We start from the raw sequence: 18,036 nt of genomic DNA, 5'->3' as shown, positions 1-18,036 counted from the left end.
CCGTGCCGACAGCCGAAGGAGTGTTGTTTTCGTGGCAATCATCGAACAGGTCGGAGCTCGCGAGATCCTGGATTCGCGCGGTAACCCCACCGTCGAAGTCGAGATCGCCCTCGACGACGGCACGTTGACCCGGGCCGCGGTGCCGTCCGGTGCGTCCACCGGTGAGCACGAGGCCGTGGAATTGCGGGACGGCGGGGAGCGCTATGGCGGTAAGGGGGTACAGAAGGCCGTCGAGGGCGTGCTCGACGAGATCGCGCCGGCCGTGATCGGGTTGGACGCTGTCGAGCAGCGGACCGTCGACCAGGCGTTGCTCGACCTGGACGGCACTCCGGACAAGTCCCGGCTGGGCGCGAACGCGCTGCTGGGTGTGTCGCTGGCGGTGGCGCGGGCGGCCGCGGAGTCGTCGGGGCTGGAACTGTTCCGTTACCTCGGTGGGCCGAACGCCCACGTGCTGCCGGTCCCGATGATGAACATCCTCAACGGTGGCGCGCATGCCGATACCGGGGTGGATGTGCAGGAGTTCATGGTGGCGCCGATCGGGGCGCCGACGTTCAAGGAATCGCTGCGGTGGGGCGCGGAGGTCTATCACGCGCTCAAGGCGGTGCTGAAGGAAAAGGGTCTGGCGACCGGGCTGGGCGACGAGGGCGGCTTCGCCCCGGACGTTGCCGGGACCCGCGAGGCGCTGGATCTGATCAGTGTGGCGGTCGGTAAGACCGGGCTGAAACTGGGCCGGGATGTGGCGCTGGCGCTCGACGTCGCGGCCACCGAGTTCTACAAGAACGGCGCGTACCAGTTCGAGGGTTCGGCGCGGTCGGCGGCCGAGATGGCCAAGTTCTACACCGAACTGCGGGCCGCGTATCCGCTGGTGTCCATCGAGGATCCGCTGTCCGAGGACGACTGGGACGGCTGGGTCGGGCTCACCGACGAGATCGGTGACAAGGTGCAGCTGGTCGGCGACGACCTGTTCGTCACCAACCCCGAACGCCTCGAGGACGGTATTGCCAAGGGCGCCGCGAACGCGCTGCTGGTGAAGGTCAACCAGATCGGCACGCTCACCGAAACCCTGGACGCCGTCGAACTGGCCCACCGCAACGGGTACAAGACGATGATGTCGCATCGGTCGGGTGAAACCGAGGACACCACCATCGCCGATCTCGCGGTGGCCGTCGGCAGCGGGCAGATCAAGACCGGTGCGCCGGCGCGCAGCGAGCGGGTGGCGAAGTACAACCAGCTGCTGCGGATCGAGGACGCGCTCGGCGATTCGGCCCGCTACGCGGGTGATGTCGCCTTCCCGCGGTTCACGTTCGAGGACTGAGTAGTAGATGGCGGAGCGGCGTGCGCGCGGGACCAGCCCGGCCGGGCGGGGCCGGACATCGCGCGCGCCGTCACGTCGCCCTGCCGCCGAAGTGCACGGTGGTGCGGAACGGGTGCGGCGCAGCACCCGGAGTCAGAAGGCCGGGGCCGCCGGCGGCCGGGACTGGTCGGAACGGACGATTCTCGGGCTCTCCGCCGGTAAGGCGATCATTCTGGCGATGGTGGTGTGCGCGCTGGCGATGACGCTGGCTGTTCCCATGCGCACCTTTTTCACGCAACGCGCCGAAGCCGCCCAGCTGGCGGCCGAGCGCCGGGTCCTCGCCGACGATATCGCCCGGCTGAAGGACCGCCGCGCCCAGCAGCAGGACCCGGCCTATATCCGGTCCGAGGCACGCGACCGGTTACGCCTGGTCATGCCGGGGGAGACCCCTTATATCGTGCAGGTCCCGGGAATGGAGGTGCCGGCCATCCCGGACCCGCAGGCGCCGGAGGACGAACCCGATCCGTGGTACACCGACCTGTGGCGCAGCATTTCCGAACCACCCCCCGCCGAACCCGAACAACCCGCGCCGCAGCCGGAAGGACCCAGGTGAGCACACCCGACGACCGAGATCTGCAGATCGTCGCCGAACAATTGGGCCGCGCCCCGCGCGGGGTGCTCGCCATCGCCTACCGGACGCCCGACGGTGTGCCCGCGGTGGTGAAGACCGCGCCGAAACTTCCCGACGGAACCCCCTTCCCGACTCTCTACTACCTGACCGATCCCCGGCTGACCGCCGAGGCCAGCCGGTTGGAGTCGGCGGGTGTGATGAAGGGGATGACCGAACGGCTCGGCCGGGACCCGGAACTGGCCGACTCCTACCGGGCCGCGCACGAGAGCTACCTGGCCGAGCGGGACGAGATCGAATCCCTGGGAACCGATTTCACCGGTGGCGGGATGCCGGACCGGGTGAAATGCCTGCACGTGCTGATCGCGCACGCGCTGGCCAAGGGGCCCGGAGTGAATCCGCTGGGTGACGAAGCGGTGGCACTGGCAGCCGACAATGGGTTGCGCGGGACCGCGGTTCCGGCGGACTGGCCGCGTTACGTACTGACGGAAGAGGACCTATGAACGACCGGGTGGCTGCCGTGGACTGCGGCACCAATTCGATTCGTCTGCTGATCGCCGATATCGGCGCGGACGGGACGCTGACCGATGTGCATCGGGAGATGCGGATCGTGCGCCTCGGCAAGGGAGTGGACGCGACGGGGCGGCTCGATCCCGCGGCGATCGAACGCACCCGGGTGGCGCTGGCCGACTATGTGACGCTGATGGCCGAGCACGAGGTGCGGCGGGTGCGGATGGTCGCGACGTCGGCGACCCGCGATGCGTCCAACCGGGAAGATTTCTTCGCGATGACCCGCGCCGAGCTGGGCCGGGTCGTGCCGGGCGCCGAAGCCGAGGTGATCACCGGTGACGAGGAGGCCCGGCTGTCGTTCGCGGGCGCGGTGGGGGAACTGCGGCCCGAGGACGGACCGTTCGTCGTGGTCGATCTCGGCGGTGGTTCCACCGAACTCGTGGTCGGCGACGCCGACGGTGTGCAAGCCGCGTTCTCGGCCGATATCGGCTGTGTCCGGGTCACCGAGCGGTGCCTGCACGGAAACCCGCCCGAGACCGCCCAGGTCTCCGCGGCGCGCGAATTCGCGACCGAACGGCTCACCGAAGCGTTCACCCATGTGCCGGTGGCCGGCGCACACACCTGGGTCGGGGTGGCGGGCACCATGACCACGCTCGCCGCGGTCGCCTTGGATCTGCCCGAATACGATTCGGCGAAAACACATCTGGCGCGGATCACGCTGCCGGAACTGAACGCGGTCTGTGATCGGCTGATCGGGATGGATCACGATGAGCGCGCGGCGCTGGGCCCCATGCATCCCGGGCGGGTCGATGTCATCGGCGGCGGTGCGGTGATCACCGAGGTGCTCGCGGCCGAGCTGGCCGAGCGGGCCGGGATCGCGGAACTGGTCGTCAGCGAACACGACATCCTCGACGGAATCGCGCAGTCGATCGCCTGACCGGTGCGCGCCGGGCCGCGCACGTAAAAGCGGGGTATCGGTTCGGTGCGGTATGCCACGCGACGGGTGCCGTTCGTGGCACAGTCGGAGAATGTCGGAAGCACCATCGACGGCGGTCGGCGACCGGACGTTTTTCGGACACCCGATCGGGCTGGTCAATCTCTTCGGCGTGGAATTGTGGGAGCGGTTCTCCTTCTACGGGATGCTCACAATCCTCGGCTACTACCTGTATTACTCCACGACCGAGGGCGGGCTGGGGCTCGATCAGGACGCCGCGGTCGGCCTGGTGGGTGCCTACGGCGGGCTCGTCTATCTGTGCACGGTGCTCGGCGGGTGGGTGTCCGACCGGCTGATCGGGATGGAACGTACCGTCTTCTACGGCGGGGTCGTGGTGATGGCCGGGCATATCGCGCTCGCGCTGATCCCCGGACTCACCGGGGTGGGCGTCGGTCTGGTGCTCGTGGCGCTGGGTAGTGGGGCGCTGAAATCGAACGCGTCCGCGCTGCTCGGCACCCTCTATCCGAAGGGCGACGCACGCGTCGACGGCGGATTCACGCTGTTCTATCTGGGAATCAACCTGGGCGCCTTTGTCGGGCCGCTGCTCACCGGGTTGCTGCAGCGCGAGTGGGGATTCCATGCCGGCTTCGGGGCGGCCGCGGTGGGGATGGCGCTCGGACTGATCCAGTACGTGGTGTTCCGGCGCAACCTCGGCACCGCCGGGCGGGACGTGCCCGACCCGCTGCCCCGCCGGGCGGTGGGCCCGGCGCTGGGGGTGCTGTTCGCCGCGATCCTGGTGATCGTGCTGGTGCTGGTGACCGGGCTGGTCACCATCGACAATCTGCCCGATGTCACCACGGGACTGATCGTCGTGGCGGCGGTCGCGTATTTCGCTGTTCTGCTCACGCATCGGCGGGTCACCCAGCTCGAACGGAGCCGGGTGCGGGCGTTCGTCCCGCTGTTCCTCGCGAATGTCGTGTTCTGGGCGCTGTTCCAGCAGATTTTCACAGTCCTCGCGGTGTACTCCGACGAACGGATGGACTGGAATATTTTCGGCTGGACCGCGCCGTCCAGCTGGATCGGTTCGGTGGAACCGGTATGGATCATCGCGCTCTCGCCGCTGTTCGCGCTGCTGTGGACCAAACTGGGCGACCGGGCGCCGACCACGCCACGTAAGTTCGCTTTGGGTGTGGTGGGCATGGGGGTGGCGTTCCTGCTGTTCGTGCCGATGGCAGGAACCGAGGGTAAGGCCGTCCCGGCGCTGGTGGTGCTGTTCATCATGGCGGTGTTCGCGGTCTCGGAACTGCTGATCTCCCCGATCGGGCTGGCCGTCTCGACCCAGCTGGCGCCCGAACACTTCCGGGCTCAGATGATGGCGCTCTATTTCCTGTCGGTGGCCCTGGGCACCACCTTGTCCGGGGTGCTGGCCCGGTTCTACTCGCCGGACGACGAATTCGCCTACTTCGGGATCACCGGTCTGGTGGCGATCGCGGCCGGTGCCGTGATTGCCGCGCTGTCGTCGTGGATAACCCGATATATGTCGGGAGTGCACTAGCGTTCCCGGTACTCGCGCTACAAGAACGAGGAGACCGCCGTGACGACCCCGACCAGCCGCAGCTCCCTGTTTCGAACGAAGTCGGTGGAACAGTCGATCCGTGACACCGACGAACCCGGCGCGAAACTCCGCAAGGACCTCACCGCGTGGGATCTCGCGATCTTCGGTGTGGCCGTCGTCATCGGCGCCGGTATCTTCACCCTCACCGCCCGCACCGCCGGTAACGTCGCCGGGCCCTCGGTCTCGCTGTCCTTCGTCTTCGCCGCCATCGCCTGCGCGCTGACCGCGCTCTGCTACGCGGAATTCGCCTCGACCGTGCCGGTGGCCGGTAGCGCTTACACCTTCTCCTACGCGACTTTCGGCGAACTCGCCGCCTGGATCATCGGCTGGGACCTGCTGCTGGAGTTCGCGCTCGCCGCGGCCGTGGTGGCCAAGGGCTGGTCGCAGTATCTCGGTCAGGTGTTCGACCGGGGTGCCGCGGTTGTGGAGATCGGGGGAGTGTCTTTCGACTGGGGTGCGGTGCTGCTGATCGCGGTGCTCACCACGCTGCTGGCGCTCGGTACGAAACTGTCCTCGCGGGTGTCGGCGGTGGCCGTGGCGATCAAGGTCGGGGTGATCCTGCTGGTGATCATCGTCGGCCTCACCTTCTTCGACGCCGACAACCTCACCCCGTTCATCCCCGAAACGGTGCCCCAGGAGGCGGGTCAAGGGCTGACACAGTCGCTGTTCTCCTGGGCCACCGGCGGCGGTAACAGCAGCTTCGGCTGGTACGGCCTGCTTGCCGCCGCCAGCCTCGTCTTCTTCGCGTTCATCGGGTTCGACGTCGTCGCGACCGCGGCCGAGGAGACCAAGAACCCGCAGCGGGACCTCCCGCGCGGCATTCTCGGGTCGCTGCTCGTGGTGACCGTCCTGTATGTGGCGGTGTCGATCGTGCTCACCGGTATGGTGCCCTACACCGAGCTCGCCGGGGACGACGCCACCCTGGCCACCGCCTTCGCGCTCAACGGCGCCGACTGGGCGAAGAACATCATCTCCATCGGCGCGCTGGCCGGTTTGACCACGGTCGTCATGGTGATGCTGCTCGGCCAGACGCGGGTGCTGTTCGCCATGTCGCGCGACGGCCTGACCCCGCGCTGGCTGGCCAAAACCGGTAGCCGTGGCACCCCGGTGCGGATCACCGTGATCGTCGGCGTGGTGTGCGCGCTGCTGGCCGGGTTCGTCGAGTTCGGGACGCTCGAGGAAATGGTCAATATCGGCACGCTGTTCGCCTTCCTGCTGGTGTCCATCGGCGTGGTCGTCCTGCGCCGGACCCGCCCCGACCTGCCGCGCGGTTTCCGGGTGCCGCTGGTGCCCTATGTGCCGATCCTGGCGGTGCTGGCCTGCCTGTGGCTGATGGTGAATCTTTCCGTGGAAACCTGGCTGCGTTTCGTAGTGTGGATGGCGCTCGGTTTGGTGATGTACTTCGCATACGGCCGACGGCATGCGCTGCTCGGCAGGTCCGCTTCCGAACAGGGGTGATGGCGATGCGTCTACCGTGGCGGTGGTTTCGGCGCCGAGAAGAACCGTTCGTGCGTCCGCCGCAATTCTCGGATGCCTCCGGTACCGATCAGATCGTGGAGTGGATCGACGCGGTCACCACCGGGCTGGCCACGGCCCCGCCGGGTCCGCCCGAAGCGGCGCCCGCCCGGGTATGCGACGGCATGTTCACGGCGGCGACGATCGTCGCGGTGCTCATCGACAAGATCGCCGACCGCACCGAATACCGGGTCGCGAACAACCGGTGCATGGCCTCGGCGGTGGATTTCATGAAGGTCCTGGGCGAGGACACGCTGCGCCGCTACCGCATCGACGGGGTGCAGCCGGTGGGCTGGGAGAACCTGGGCCCGGATATGGACGAGGCACTGATCGCCCGCCGCCTCGGCCAACTCGGCGAGGCGCTGCAACTGGCACTGCTGGCCGTGACCACGGACTACGACCTGTCCGACGAGGTACGCGAGGCGGCCGAGGAATCGGGCCTGCTGGCCGCGGACGTGCTGGTGGAGGCATGCCAGGCGATTCAGACAGATCCCACTATGTGACTCACATTGGCCAAGTATTCCGGTACGGATGTACGAGTCGGTAATGTGTGGTCCGCACGCCCCCATAGCCCAATTGGCAGAGGCAGCGGACTTAAAATCCGCCCAGTGTCGGTTCGAGTCCGACTGGGGGCACGGCTACGGCGCAGGTGGATTGTTGTTTCCCTCGGTCGTATCGGTGGCCTACGCTTGACGTTTTGGCTTCACGGGAGGCTCGACGCCGGACCTGGGCAGGCTAGTACTGACACGGCAATGGGTAAAGCGTTTGTTCGTCGTTGGGATTGTCGGATAACGTCCCCGAATGTCCTCGCCCAAGGCGCACTGGCTCAGGATGAATGCGCCCGTCTGGAGGGGGTGACAGCCCGTTCGAGCCAGGCGAAGCCGAGAGGGCTGGCGGAACCTCGCTGACTATCATTTGCAACCTGACCGCAGCCCCCGAACTCCGCGACACGCCCGTCGGCGCCGCGGTCGCGAACTTCACCGTCGCCTCGACGCCCCGCGTGTTCGACAAGCAGCCACCATTCTGATCAGGCCGGCGTGTCCGTCCGGTCATCTTCGACCTCGACGGACGCGCCGAGCGGGATAAGGCTTGCTTCCTCAACAGCGGCTTGCAGGTGGTCGGCATAAAGGCGCGCCCAGTTCCGCACCCCCACGTTGAACTGGTGCGCTGCCATCGGCGACGCATCGCCCTGGTGAACAGCTGTATTCCGAATCTTGTAAACGCTGAGGAAGAGATCTCTCAGATGCTTCGGGGTGCCTGGAAACAGGTTCTGGCCACCGGTCTGGTCCACGAGAACGTCCAGCTGAGACGCCAGGCGAATGATGGCATCGGCAAGGCGATCACCTGCCGCCGCAATCAGTTGCACACCGTGCTCACCGTTGAATGAGAATCTCTTCAGGCCGTCGATGCCCATTTCGAGGTTGCGGAAGCTATCCGCCGTAAGGACGTGAATCGCAGCGGCCGAACGCGAGACCCGGACGCTTCGGGGCTGCTCCAATTCTGTGCGATCAGAGACCAAGCCATCATCCAAGACGGATTCGCGCCGCGGCTGCCCATCCTCAGAGCCCGCCGCTGAGACTTCCCGAGCGAAATCCTGAGCTTGGCGTTCAACCTCGGCCTCAGCCCCAAACGCAGCGACCCTCAACCTCTGCACCTGCCCGAGCAGGGCGCGCGCCGGGGTGTGGAAGAAGGAGATCGCGAGCGCAGCGACCACCGGCCACTTCAAGGCGTTGATGTACTGGAGAACCATCTCAGGCGCACTCACCGCCCGATCGTAAATGCCTCCAGCCCAGAAAGATACATTCAGACTGCGCGCAGGCTCGCCGCCTCAATCGCACCCCCGAAGCACTCGCAAAGACACTGCACCGCGCCGGTCTGCACCACCGCACACCGGACCGGGACGCCGTCGACCGGACCCTGGACGTGCTTATCGCTCGCGGCGCCGGATATCAGTTCACCAGTGACGATCTGCCGCCGATCGACTTGGCGACCATCAGCCATGCATTTAAGACCGCCAAGAGTGCTGGCCGTATCCGGCCGGGCGGGCGGTCCTCCGATAACAGAAGCTGTGGATCGTGTGCGCGCCGAAGGAGAGTCAGTCGTGACCGAGGAACCGCGGATCGTCGATCATTTTCAATAACCGAGAAGTGTGGGCACGACGAGAGCAGTACCTGGCCTACCTCCCGCAGTCGCACACGGATCCGCCGGCGCCCGCTCCTGGGGCCTGGCTGTCGTCACCGCCACAGATCGTCCCACGCCGCCCACGACGGTCTGCAATCATGCCGACATGATCGACCACCCCGAACGAGGCTCTACCGCGGACCGGCCACCGACCGTGAAGCACGTTGCGGACTGCCGTGACGTGTACGACCTCATCGATCACAACATCCGGCCGCGACCGGGGATGTGGGCGCGGGCCGGCTCTTTGCAAGATCTCGAGAGCATTCTCTTCGGCTACTGGGTGGCGCTGCAGGTGCACTCTGTGGCCGAAGAGTTCGATCTTCATTCGAGCAACGGACCGTTCGCGCGCTGGTTGGAATCGGAATATGGGTGGCCGATGGGCTTGGGGTGGGCAGCCGCTATCGAGAACCATCCCAGTGATGGCGAGACATCGTTGGATGCCTTCTTCCGCCTGCTCGACGAGTATCGGACCAAAGAATCCCATCCGCCAATGTGAAGTTCTGGCCAGGTCGTTTGTTCGGCGAACCAGGCTATCCACCTGCCACAACTGGGACCCTTGCGCGACCTTCGGCCGTGTGGCCCTGCCGACTGTGGCCTGCATTGTGTTCCCGCGCCCCTCCACCGTCAAGGGCGGCCTGAGGCGTCACTCCGTGATGGCTATGCCACCCTTGACCGCGGAGCCTATGCGAGAAGGGCGGGCCCTATCGGGCAGGCGGGTAGCCAGCCCCACCAATGCGCAGGCGACCACCCAACATGGCCACTCCGGCGATAGCTTACGGCGGCACCAAGGCGTTCAGAAGGTTCCTGTGGCGAACATAGATGCCCATCTCCCTGGACCATGCATCCACAAACGCACTGCTGGTATCACATGCCCACTTCGCGCAGCCCGCCGCGAGGCATACGGCAGGAAACCACGGAGCACCGGAATAGAGCTGGTTATCGGCGAAGATACCCTTCAGGTCCTTTTCGACCTTGTGTGCGACGTCGTGCACCTGCCACTCCGGTTTGAAGTGAACGAGCGCGTTGCGAAGCTTGATCAGTCGCTTCATGTTCTGGCTGGGGTTCACACCACTGTCCATCTTCGGCTTACCGGCCACGGCCAAGCCGAACTGGAACTTATCCAGAATCGACCATTTCTCCGCTGCCATGTCTGTGCCGTTCCACACCAGACCCAATAGGTCGGCGGCATGGTTGTCGATGCCGTCGATCTGCTGTCGAAGAACCTTGTTGTCGTCGGCCGCCACGGCGTAGACCTCATTGATATAGGTTTCGACCAAGGAGACAGCTGAGATGACAGCAGTCATCGCCAGCGCTTGGTGTTCAGTATCCGGCGACCTCGCTCCGAGTTGCAGTAGTTCACTCTCGCGCTCGTGGCAGAGTCGGGCCATATGCAGCGCCGTCCACAGGTGCTGGAGCGCGATCGGCTGCCAGATGCTGACTGTGGCGGATAGTCCTCCCGAACCGCCGAAATTTGCGGTGGCTGACGGAGTCTGATCACTTGTCGACGCCATAGCTGGACGCTACAGCAGCTACCCGACACCAGCGCACCGGTGACTCCGGCTGGAACCTCCGAAGCAGTCCGCACTGAGTCGGCAGTGGACACGCACACGACAAACCGCCAACACTGCCAGCGGGGTATCTGCCTGGTTGCAGCGATTCTCCCTCATTCACAAACGGCGCCTTGACCTGCAACTATTCAGCTTGCCGACCCAAAAATCCGCCCAGTGTCGGTTCGAGTCCGACTGGGGGCACGGTTACGCTGCTGGTCGGACGGTGTGTCCGACCCAGGTCGGAATGCCCGGGCCGGTCGGTCCGGCTCGCCGTATGGGCACTGCGAGCGTGACGGTTCGGTGGGTTTCCGGAGAGTCGACCGGCCACTACCGCCTCATCCGAACCGGTTGAAACCTACAATCCGGTTGTGGCAGTTGATTACTCGTTGCTGGACTCCCGCAACGCCGGGCTCCGTGACCGCCTGATCGCTTCGGAGCGCGAATACGTCGAACTCGAGTTCACCGCCGAGGCTCCGCAGCATCCCTGGCAGTCGCAACTCGGCGGCATCCCCTACCTCATCGACGGCGACGAGTATCCGCGCGATCCGGCCGGCAGGTCGATGACCTTTCTCATCCAGCTGAACTTCGCCGACCTTCCGCCGCTGGCCGGATTCCCTGACGAGGGCCTGCTGCAGTTCTTCATCGGCGACGACGACATGCTCGGGTGCCGGTACGGTGATGGGCCGGACCAGTTCCGCGTGGTGTACCACCCGTCGATCGATACCGACTGGCAGCCTCGAAGTGCCCTGCCACCGATCGATCCGTACTGCAGTCCTCTCGGCTTCGACGACCCGCAGCCGAGGGCCGTCGTCGGAAGGCTCGACCGGATGCCCGTATCCAGCACCGACAGCCGATTCGCCACTCTGGTCGGTGAATACGATATCGACACACGCGAGCTGAACGACGACGAGAAATCTCATCGCCTGGGTGGCTATCCACATCTCCTCCAAGCCGACGACACGTGGGACCCGGAGGAGATGCTGCTTCTGCAACTTGCCGAAGCTTATATCGATGTCGGGGGGTGGGCAGAAGATCTTCTCATCTGGGGCGATGGTGGTGTCGCCTACTTCTCCATCACCGAAGCCGACCTCGCCGCCCGTGACTTCTCCCGCGTCCGGTACTACTGGGCAGGCCATTAGCCCAGGACCGGGCCTCGTCAGGTGCGACGTCGGGGTGATGTCAGCGCCGACGAGCCGGGCACGCTGCCTCCCGCTCAGGGTGGCGACGGTCGCCGACCGAGGCTCGGCAATGTGACCGTTCGATCATCGAGTCGCGACTCGATACGCGAGCCGACCGCGGCGCGCCGCGTATGCCCGAGGCGGGACCCTCGGATTTCGCTATGACGTCCATCCGAACCAGTATCGCCTGCTCATTGCCTGTCGCGGTGGTTTCGGGCAAGGTCGAACGGACATCATCAGTACCGGCGGGCAGGAAGACTATGCGGAGCGAGCGGCGACCCCACATCGTGGTGATGGGTGTGGCGGGCTGCGGGAAGACCACTGTCGCGCGCCGGGTCGCCGAGCTGATCGACGCGGAATTCCTGGATGCCGACGATCTGCATCCGCCGTCGAATATCGAGAAGATGGCCGCCGGTATCCCGCTCACCGAAGCAGACCGCGAACCGTGGCTCGCCGCTGTCGCCGCGCGGCTGACCGGCCGCGACAGGCGATACGTCGTGGCTTGTTCCGCGCTTCGCCGACGGCACCGCGATGTGCTGCGGTCCGGTGCCGAGCCCGTGGTGTTCGCGCACCTCACGGGCCCGCCCGAGATCATCCGGGCCCGGCTGGCGCAGCGCAGCGGGCATTTCATGTCGCCCGGGATGCTCGACTCGCAGCTGGCGCTACTCGAACCGCTGGAGCCGGACGAACCGGGAACGGTGCTGGATATCGCCGCGCCGCCCGATGCGATCGCGCGGACCGCGGCGGATTTCTCGAACGAAAGGTGAATGCGATTGCGCCCGGCTGCTTCGATACGGTGCTCATGATCCACTTCGACCCCGAAAGCGAACCGTGCCGAACACCACAGCTCCCCGCATCCATCTCGGCCCCGGCCACGACACCGCCCTGGCCGCTGGGATCCAGCGGGCCGGCGGCGTCCTCGTTCCACTCGCCGACGCCGAGGCAGTGGTGTGGGCGCAGGGGCCGGGCACCTTCCCCGCACAGTTGCCGGACACCGTCCGCTGGGTGCAGCTGCCGTCCGCCGGTATCGAACCGTGGCTGGCGGCCGGGCTCGTCGACGACCGCCGCATCTGGACCTCGGCGGCCGGCGCCTACGCCGGAAATGTCGCCGAGCACGCGCTGTTGCTGCTGCTCGCCGGGGTGCGCGGGCTCACCGAACAGGCGCGGGCGGTGTCGTGGCGCAAATCGGAATTCGACCCGCGCGTGGGCACCCTGCGCGGCGCGACCGTGGCGATCGTCGGCTGTGGCGGTATCGGTCGCGCGATGATCCCGCTGCTCACCGCGTTCGGCGCCGATGTCCTGGCGGTGACCCGCTCGGGCATCCCGGTTCCCGGTGCGGCCGAAACCCTGGATGCCACCCGGACGGACGAAATCTGGTCACGCGCCGACCATTTCGTTATCGCGGCACCGGCGACCGCGGAGACGGCGCATCTCGTGGACGCGGACACCCTGGCCCGGATGAAGCCCACGGCCTGGATCGTGAATGTGGCCCGGGGCACCCTGATCGATACCGAAGCGCTGGTGAACGCCCTGCGCGACAACACGATCGGCGGCGCCGCGCTCGATGTCACCGATCCGGAACCGCTACCCGACGGCCACCCGCTCTGGACCCTGCCCAACGCGCTCATCACCCCGCATATCGCCAACCCGGCGACGGGGCTCACCCGGGCACTCGCGGATCATGTGGCGGCCAATATCGAGCGATTCGCGGCAGGGCAGCCGCTGCACGCGGTGATCGATACCGCGCGGGGCTACTGAGCCACGGACTCCCGGGTATCCCAGCACGGCGGTGGTGCGGGGCAAGCATCCGTGGAAAGTGCGTCGAGGGTTTGCCACCCAGTCAAAACGGCTCTCCGGGCGGCCCGGTGCTGGGTTACGCTGGCTGTATGGCCTCGGACGACGGTATGGGGCAGTCGCTCCGCCGGATACGCCACGCGCGTGGGAAGTCCCTCGCGGTGGTGGCAGGTTTGGCCGGAATCTCCACGTCGTATCTCTCGCGGTTGGAGTTCGGCGAGCGAGCACTCGATCGACGATCGTTGATCATTGCGCTGGCGCATGCGTTAGAGGTGGCACCCAGTGAGATCACCCGCAGCGGAATCGGCTTGGGCGGCGAGCTGGACGAGGATCGATCCCTCGGCGATGTCCGGCTGTCGATACTGCAGGCGAGTATCGGTGCTCCCGGTGGGGAAATCGTCCCGGCCCCGGTTTTGCAAACCCGAGCGAATGCGGTGCTGGAGGCGCAACGCCGGTGTGACTATTCGCTGGTCGGTTCGGAACTGCCGAGTTTGGTTCGCGATCTGCACACCTCGATAGCCGCCGGCCGGGATGACGCAGACCTCCTGAAACTCACGGTGCTCACGCATGTCCAGGGCACACAGGCATGGTTGTCCGATATCGGTGCCGGGCCCGATCTCGCATGGCAGGCGACAGTGCTGGCCAGGCAGGCCGCCGAGCGACTGGGCGACCCTCTGTTCGGCGCTGTGAGTGTGCCTTCGGTACCAGCTTCGGCCTGCTTTCCGCCGGAGGTTTCGATCAGGTTCGGCGGCTGCTGGCAGCCGCCGAACCCGGAACCGCGACACCCGAAGCGATGCAGGTTTCCGGAATGCTCGCTCTGACCAACGCTCTGGTCGCCGCTGCCCAGGGCGGCACCGGTGAGCGCCGTGCGGCCCTCGATCACGCTGCCGACCTGGCCGCGCACACCGGCGACGCCAACGCCATGTGGCTCGGCTTCGGCCCTTCGAATGTCGGCATCTGGCGGATGTCGGTGGCGCTCGAGGCCGGGGAACATCAGGAAGCGGCCGCGATAGCCGAAACCGTCGACCCGCGAGCGCTTTCCGCGACCAGGCAAGCGGCGTACTACCGCGAGTACGGACGCGCGCTCGCCCGGCTGCCGAAGCGGCAGACCGAAGCAGTACTGATGCTTCGCCGCGCCGAGAAGATTTCGCCTGCCCGGATCCACCGGCATCCGTTCATGCGCGCTGTCCTCACCGAACTTCTGGCGCGAGCGAAGAAGGATGCAGTGGGGCGTGAGTTACGGGGTATGGCATATCGGTCGGGGTTGCCGCTGTAGCTCTACGACCCTACCTCGGCAGATGCCTGCAGTGGGCCGGCCATTCTGCGGTGGCAGAACTCGGAGAGGAAATGATCCGGGCCGGTTCGCCTGCGGGCGAAGGGGGACGCCGACGGGCGTGACGAGCGTCCTATGAATCGTCTGCGGGCCCTGTGTTATCGCGCCGAGTCTCGGCGGGAGTGCCCGAACCGGTCATCGGAGGGGCCGCGACCACCAGCAGTGCGGCGAGGGCAAGGGAGCCTGCCGCCTGGTATCCGATCCAGATCTCACCGGCTGCGCTGCTGCCTTGCCATGCAAGAAGCAGGCCGGCGATTGTCGCCAGCACCCAGCCGGTGTCGTAAGCAACCATGCAACGTATATAGGTCCGCAGCGGACGGCTGCGCACGAACCCGATCTCGATCCCGCCGCCGATCAGCAGGGCGGCGGCGCAGGCAACCAGCAGCCAGGGGGCGACGCCGAGCCGATGACCGAGTGGTGCGGCGCCGGCCGTGTAGACGACAGCGAGAAGCACTTTGACGCAGCCGTCGGCGATGATTCCCGCCGTCTGGCGAGTAGATGTCGTTGTCATGACAGGCTGGACACGATCCCTTCGAGCACGCAGGTGAGACCGAATTCGAACTGCCACGAGGCGCTGTCGTCGTTGGATCCGTTGACCAGATAGTCCGACAGCGCGGGATAGCGGCCGGAGCTGGTGAGCTCGGCCATATACGGGTGGTATGCGCTGCGGACATCGTCGTCGGAATCCCAGCCACGCCGTTCCATCAGCTGCCGCTGCGCCACCTCGGCCGCGGCCGCGCCATGAGTGAAGGCCCTGACCGTCGCCAGGATTGCCATTTTCGTATCGACGTCGACGTTCAGGGTCTTCATCGCCGCGAGCGCCTGCTCGGCGATATCGGCCATCCGCGGAGTCAGGACCCCTGGTAGCCGGGCGTAGATCTGAACCAGCCACGGATGGCGCAGGGTGATGTCGCGGACCTGCTCGGCGTAGGCGCGCAGCACCTGGTCCCATGCGCTCGGTGGTGGCGGCAGAGCGAAATCGGCGTGCGCCATATCGATCATCAGCTCGAACAGGTCGTCTTTGCCCGAGATATAGCGGTATGGGGCCATCGTCGGGACTCCGAGCTGTTCGGCCAGCCGACGCATCGACAGTGCTGCCAAGCCCTCGCTGTCCGCGAGTTCGATTGCTGTCAGCGCGATCCGATCGTGACTCAATGGCACACGCGGCGAGGCCGGCGGTTGCTCATCCAGTCTTTCCCAGATGGTGCCGCCGTTGACGTGCTTGCTCGCGGATTTGCCATTCGTATCTGCCACGGCTGCCCTCTCGGTCGGTGTTGCGATCCCGGCATCGTTGTGTACAGCGTATCGCTCGAGATACGTTGTATCAACTGGATACAACGTACACAGGAGTTGATCGTGTCTGTCGAACCACGGACAGAGGCCTATAGCTCGCCGGAACCACCGTCACGGCGCGAGATCTATTCGGCGATGAGTGGCCTCGTCATCGCGTTCCTGGTGGCGAACCTCGACTTCACCATCGTCGCCACCACGCTTCCGGCCATCGCGCAGGAGCTGGGTGGTTTCGCCGACTTGTCGCTGGTGGTGACGGCGTTCGCGGTGGCCACCGCGATAACGACGCCGATCTGGGGAAAGCTGGGTGATCTGTTCGACCGCAAAAGGGTTTTTCTGGCGTCATTTTCGCTGTTCCTCGCTGGATCGGCATTGTGCGGCGTCGCGCAAACCCTGGCCCAGTTGAGCGCGTTCCGTGCAGTGCAAGGGCTCGGAGCGGGTGGAATCCTGGTCGGCGGAATCGCGATCGTCGGTGAGTTGGCGGCGCCGCGGGAACGGGCCAGATATCAGGGCCTGATGGCGATCATCATGCCGTTGGCCATCCTCGCCGGGCCGGTGATCGGTGGCCTGTGCGCCGACGGAATCGGATGGCGATGGGTCTTCTACCTGAATCTGCCCCTGGGTGCGATAGCGCTGGCGCTACTGGTGACTCAACTGAAGCTGCCACCTCGGACACCGCGGCGCCGCCGTGTAGACGTGGTCGGCATGCTGGTGCTGGCGGCGGGGATCATCGCACTCACAGTGCTGACGACAGCTGCCGGCGAGGGGATCTCCCCGGCGGTGGCCGTTTCCGGGGCCGCCGTATGTCTCGCCGGCGCGGTCTTCATCGGCTGGGAGCGAAGGGCAATCGAACCGGTGGTGCCGCTCGACTTGTTCGCGAGCCGAAATTACAGTCTCGCCGCCCTACTCGGCTTCCTCAGCGGCGTGGTGATGTTCGGTGCGGTCACGTTTCTGCCGTTATATCAGCAGGTTGTCCAGGGAGTATCGGCTACCGGCAGCGGGCTGCTGCTTCTGCCTTTACTGGGCGGGATGCTGGTCACCGCACCGCTGGTCGGCATCCTGGTGTCGCGAACCGGGAGATTCCGGGTCTATCCGATCGGTGGGGGCGCGGTGATGACAGCGGGCTCGATGCTGCTGGCCGGGGTAGGCGTGGATACCTCCCAACTCGTCATTGTCCTGGGGATGGCCGCAGTCGGTGTCGGCATGGGGTGTTTCATGCAGCTGACCGTGGTGATCGCCCAGAACAGTGTGGCGGCCGGAGATATCGGTGCAGCGAGCGCTACGGCAATGCTCGCCAGGAACCTGGGCAATTCACTGGGGGTTTCTCTTCTCGGTGCGGTGTTCGCCTGGCAGTTGACCAGGTCCTCCGGCGAGGCGCTGCCGACTGGACTCTCGTTCGGCGAAGGGGCCGTGCACAACGATCTCACCATCCTGCCCGAGCAGATACGCGGAGCGGCACGCGTAGCCGTCGCCGAGGGAGTCGCCGATGTCTTTCTTGTCGCGGGCATATGCTCGGCCGTCATCATCTGCCTCGCTCTGTTCCTCCGTGAAACGCCGCTCACCTCCAGCAGCACCGATACAGAGTCGAAGGGGCAGTCGTGAATCGAACAAAATACTTGCTGCAGGATCTGGCGCGCTCCGAGGTGATGGTGACCATAGAGCGCCATCACCTCGACAGCTCCTCACAGATCCCCGCAACCACGGAGGAGGTGCTGGCATCCTGGCGCGACCGACCGGCCGAGCTCATGTCGCTGATGTGCCTGGTCAGCATGCGCGGTGATGAAGTGATCGCCTACCGGCAATGGAGTGCAGCCGAGGCCGGGATGTCACAGGGCCGTTCATGGCCACCGGGATCCGATTCCTATCGTCTGCGACGCGGCGTGATATTCGACGACGACCGGCCGATCGGCTGCGTTGTGGTGAGCACCTTCGAGTTCCGGTCGTCCGAAGATGCCCGTCGGTGGACCGACCTCATGGGAGAGGCGCTGGCCTCGCACCGGCCGCCTGTTCCCGGGTTACTCGGGCAGTTCCTGCATGTCCGCGATACGAGCGTCCTGAACTGTTCCGCGTGGGCCGAGGTCGCAGACCACGTCGCCTTCGTGGACACGCCATTCGCAGGAGACCGGTGGCAGCGGATTCAGGATTTTCCCGGGCTCGTCCACGGCCCCGGCGCCCGGTGCCGAATCGAGGCAGTTCGACGGAAGTAAGGGATGG

The 18,036-nt window shown here is 66.0% G+C and carries 19 protein-coding genes, 1 tRNA gene and 1 pseudogene; 17 read left to right on the top strand and 4 right to left on the bottom strand.

Annotation, left to right across the window (positions count from 1 at the left end):
* The first annotated feature begins 31 nt into the window (after window positions 1–31).
* From eno to ACIA75_RS34655, 9 genes and pseudogenes are all read left to right on the top strand, one after another.
* Entirely contained in the window at window positions 32–1,315 is a 1,284-nt protein-coding gene (gene eno / locus ACIA75_RS34695) for a phosphopyruvate hydratase (protein WP_397111303.1), read from the top strand.
* A 7-nt stretch (window positions 1,316–1,322) separates the two neighbouring features.
* Window positions 1,323–1,907, top strand: coding sequence for a septum formation initiator family protein (locus ACIA75_RS34690; protein ID WP_397111302.1), 585 nt, complete (start codon window positions 1,323–1,325; stop codon window positions 1,905–1,907).
* Window positions 1,904–2,425 (top strand): DUF501 domain-containing protein, encoded by a 522-nt coding sequence (locus ACIA75_RS34685; protein ID WP_397111301.1) that lies wholly within the window; start codon window positions 1,904–1,906, stop codon window positions 2,423–2,425. Before ACIA75_RS34690 ends, ACIA75_RS34685 begins: the two co-directional genes overlap by 4 nt.
* Window positions 2,422–3,369 (top strand): exopolyphosphatase, encoded by a 948-nt coding sequence (locus ACIA75_RS34680; protein WP_397111300.1) that lies wholly within the window; start codon window positions 2,422–2,424, stop codon window positions 3,367–3,369. The genes ACIA75_RS34685 and ACIA75_RS34680 overlap by 4 nt, the downstream gene beginning before the upstream one ends.
* Window positions 3,370–3,460: 91 nt before the next feature.
* Window positions 3,461–4,921 carry a peptide MFS transporter gene (locus ACIA75_RS34675; RefSeq protein ID WP_397111299.1) on the top strand — a complete coding sequence of 487 codons (1,461 nt, stop codon included), beginning with the start codon at window positions 3,461–3,463 and terminating at the stop codon, window positions 4,919–4,921.
* Window positions 4,922–4,960: 39 nt separating this feature from the next.
* Window positions 4,961–6,439 carry an amino acid permease gene (locus ACIA75_RS34670; protein ID WP_397111298.1) on the top strand — a complete coding sequence of 493 codons (1,479 nt, stop codon included), beginning with the start codon at window positions 4,961–4,963 and terminating at the stop codon, window positions 6,437–6,439.
* A 50-nt stretch (window positions 6,440–6,489) separates the two neighbouring features.
* Window positions 6,490–6,999, top strand: coding sequence for a hypothetical protein (locus tag ACIA75_RS34665; protein ID WP_397111297.1), 510 nt, complete (start codon window positions 6,490–6,492; stop codon window positions 6,997–6,999).
* 58 nt (window positions 7,000–7,057) lie between these two features.
* Window positions 7,058–7,131 (top strand) — tRNA-Leu (locus ACIA75_RS34660).
* Window positions 7,132–7,331: 200 nt separating this feature from the next.
* Window positions 7,332–7,511: pseudogene (locus tag ACIA75_RS34655) on the top strand (single-stranded DNA-binding protein); the annotation flags it as partial.
* 12 nt (window positions 7,512–7,523) lie between these two features.
* On the opposite strand, the gene ACIA75_RS34650 reads toward ACIA75_RS34655, so the two are convergent.
* Window positions 7,524–8,261, bottom strand: coding sequence for a hypothetical protein (locus ACIA75_RS34650; protein WP_397111296.1), 738 nt, complete (start codon window positions 8,259–8,261; stop codon window positions 7,524–7,526).
* Window positions 8,262–8,783: 522 nt separating this feature from the next.
* Between ACIA75_RS34650 and ACIA75_RS34645 the strand changes: the two genes are divergently transcribed.
* Window positions 8,784–9,173, top strand: a complete 390-nt coding sequence (locus ACIA75_RS34645) for a hypothetical protein (RefSeq protein ID WP_397111295.1) — start codon at window positions 8,784–8,786, stop codon at window positions 9,171–9,173.
* Window positions 9,174–9,450: 277 nt separating this feature from the next.
* Here the strand turns inward: ACIA75_RS34645 and ACIA75_RS34640 are convergent, their stop codons facing one another.
* Window positions 9,451–10,188, bottom strand: a complete 738-nt coding sequence (locus ACIA75_RS34640) for a hypothetical protein (protein WP_397111294.1) — start codon at window positions 10,186–10,188, stop codon at window positions 9,451–9,453.
* A gap of 407 nt (window positions 10,189–10,595) precedes the next feature.
* On the opposite strand from ACIA75_RS34640, the gene ACIA75_RS34635 reads away from it, so the two are divergent.
* From ACIA75_RS34635 to ACIA75_RS34615, 5 genes are all read left to right on the top strand, one after another.
* Entirely contained in the window at window positions 10,596–11,366 is a 771-nt protein-coding gene (locus tag ACIA75_RS34635) for a YwqG family protein (RefSeq protein WP_397111293.1), read from the top strand.
* Window positions 11,367–11,665: 299 nt separating this feature from the next.
* Window positions 11,666–12,172, top strand: coding sequence for a gluconokinase (locus tag ACIA75_RS34630; RefSeq protein WP_397111292.1), 507 nt, complete (start codon window positions 11,666–11,668; stop codon window positions 12,170–12,172).
* A 64-nt stretch (window positions 12,173–12,236) separates the two neighbouring features.
* On the top strand, window positions 12,237–13,163 hold the full coding sequence (locus ACIA75_RS34625; RefSeq protein ID WP_397111291.1) for a D-isomer specific 2-hydroxyacid dehydrogenase family protein: 927 nt from the start codon (window positions 12,237–12,239) through the stop codon (window positions 13,161–13,163).
* A 128-nt stretch (window positions 13,164–13,291) separates the two neighbouring features.
* A complete protein-coding gene (locus ACIA75_RS34620; RefSeq protein WP_397111290.1) occupies window positions 13,292–14,020 on the top strand; it encodes a helix-turn-helix domain-containing protein in 729 nt (242 codons plus the stop codon).
* Window positions 14,008–14,475: a hypothetical protein gene (locus tag ACIA75_RS34615; protein WP_397111289.1), complete on the top strand. Its 468-nt coding sequence runs from the start codon at window positions 14,008–14,010 to the stop codon at window positions 14,473–14,475. The genes ACIA75_RS34620 and ACIA75_RS34615 overlap by 13 nt, the downstream gene beginning before the upstream one ends.
* A gap of 130 nt (window positions 14,476–14,605) precedes the next feature.
* Here ACIA75_RS34615 and ACIA75_RS34610 read toward each other — a convergent pair whose 3' ends face one another.
* Window positions 14,606–15,043 carry a hypothetical protein gene (locus ACIA75_RS34610; RefSeq protein ID WP_397111288.1) on the bottom strand — a complete coding sequence of 146 codons (438 nt, stop codon included), beginning with the start codon at window positions 15,041–15,043 and terminating at the stop codon, window positions 14,606–14,608.
* Window positions 15,040–15,786: a TetR/AcrR family transcriptional regulator C-terminal domain-containing protein gene (locus ACIA75_RS34605; protein ID WP_397111287.1), complete on the bottom strand. Its 747-nt coding sequence runs from the start codon at window positions 15,784–15,786 to the stop codon at window positions 15,040–15,042. The genes ACIA75_RS34610 and ACIA75_RS34605 overlap by 4 nt, the downstream gene beginning before the upstream one ends.
* 102 nt (window positions 15,787–15,888) lie before the next feature.
* Here ACIA75_RS34605 and ACIA75_RS34600 point away from each other — a divergent pair, with 102 nt between their 5' ends.
* Together ACIA75_RS34600 and ACIA75_RS34595 are read left to right on the top strand one after the other, a co-directional pair.
* Window positions 15,889–17,424 (top strand): MDR family MFS transporter, encoded by a 1,536-nt coding sequence (locus tag ACIA75_RS34600; protein ID WP_397111286.1) that lies wholly within the window; start codon window positions 15,889–15,891, stop codon window positions 17,422–17,424.
* On the top strand, window positions 17,421–18,029 hold the full coding sequence (locus tag ACIA75_RS34595; protein ID WP_397111285.1) for a hypothetical protein: 609 nt from the start codon (window positions 17,421–17,423) through the stop codon (window positions 18,027–18,029). Before ACIA75_RS34600 ends, ACIA75_RS34595 begins: the two co-directional genes overlap by 4 nt.
* Window positions 18,030–18,036 lie beyond the last annotated feature (7 nt).

The organism is Nocardia sp. NPDC051750 (genome assembly GCF_044453135.1).
GTDB lineage: Bacteria > Actinomycetota > Actinomycetes > Mycobacteriales > Mycobacteriaceae > Nocardia.
Note: the sequence above shows the minus strand (reverse complement) of the source record. Positions and strands in the feature narration are given on the sequence as shown.

Bases quoted from the DNA above. Each gene is read 5' to 3' on its own strand.
- ACIA75_RS34690 (WP_397111302.1), top strand. From the start codon at position 1,323: ATGGCGGAGCGGCGTGCGCGCGGGACCAGCCCGGCCGGGCGGGGCCGG.
- ACIA75_RS34680 (WP_397111300.1), top strand. From the start codon at position 2,422: ATGAACGACCGGGTGGCTGCCGTGGACTGCGGCACCAATTCGATTCGT.
- ACIA75_RS34675 (WP_397111299.1), top strand. From the start codon at position 3,461: ATGTCGGAAGCACCATCGACGGCGGTCGGCGACCGGACGTTTTTCGGA.
- ACIA75_RS34645 (WP_397111295.1), top strand. From the start codon at position 8,784: ATGATCGACCACCCCGAACGAGGCTCTACCGCGGACCGGCCACCGACC.
- ACIA75_RS34640 (WP_397111294.1), bottom strand. From the start codon at position 10,188: ATGGCGTCGACAAGTGATCAGACTCCGTCAGCCACCGCAAATTTCGGC.
- ACIA75_RS34630 (WP_397111292.1), top strand. From the start codon at position 11,666: ATGCGGAGCGAGCGGCGACCCCACATCGTGGTGATGGGTGTGGCGGGC.
- ACIA75_RS34620 (WP_397111290.1), top strand. From the start codon at position 13,292: ATGGCCTCGGACGACGGTATGGGGCAGTCGCTCCGCCGGATACGCCAC.
- ACIA75_RS34615 (WP_397111289.1), top strand. From the start codon at position 14,008: ATGCTCGCTCTGACCAACGCTCTGGTCGCCGCTGCCCAGGGCGGCACC.
- ACIA75_RS34610 (WP_397111288.1), bottom strand. From the start codon at position 15,043: ATGACAACGACATCTACTCGCCAGACGGCGGGAATCATCGCCGACGGC.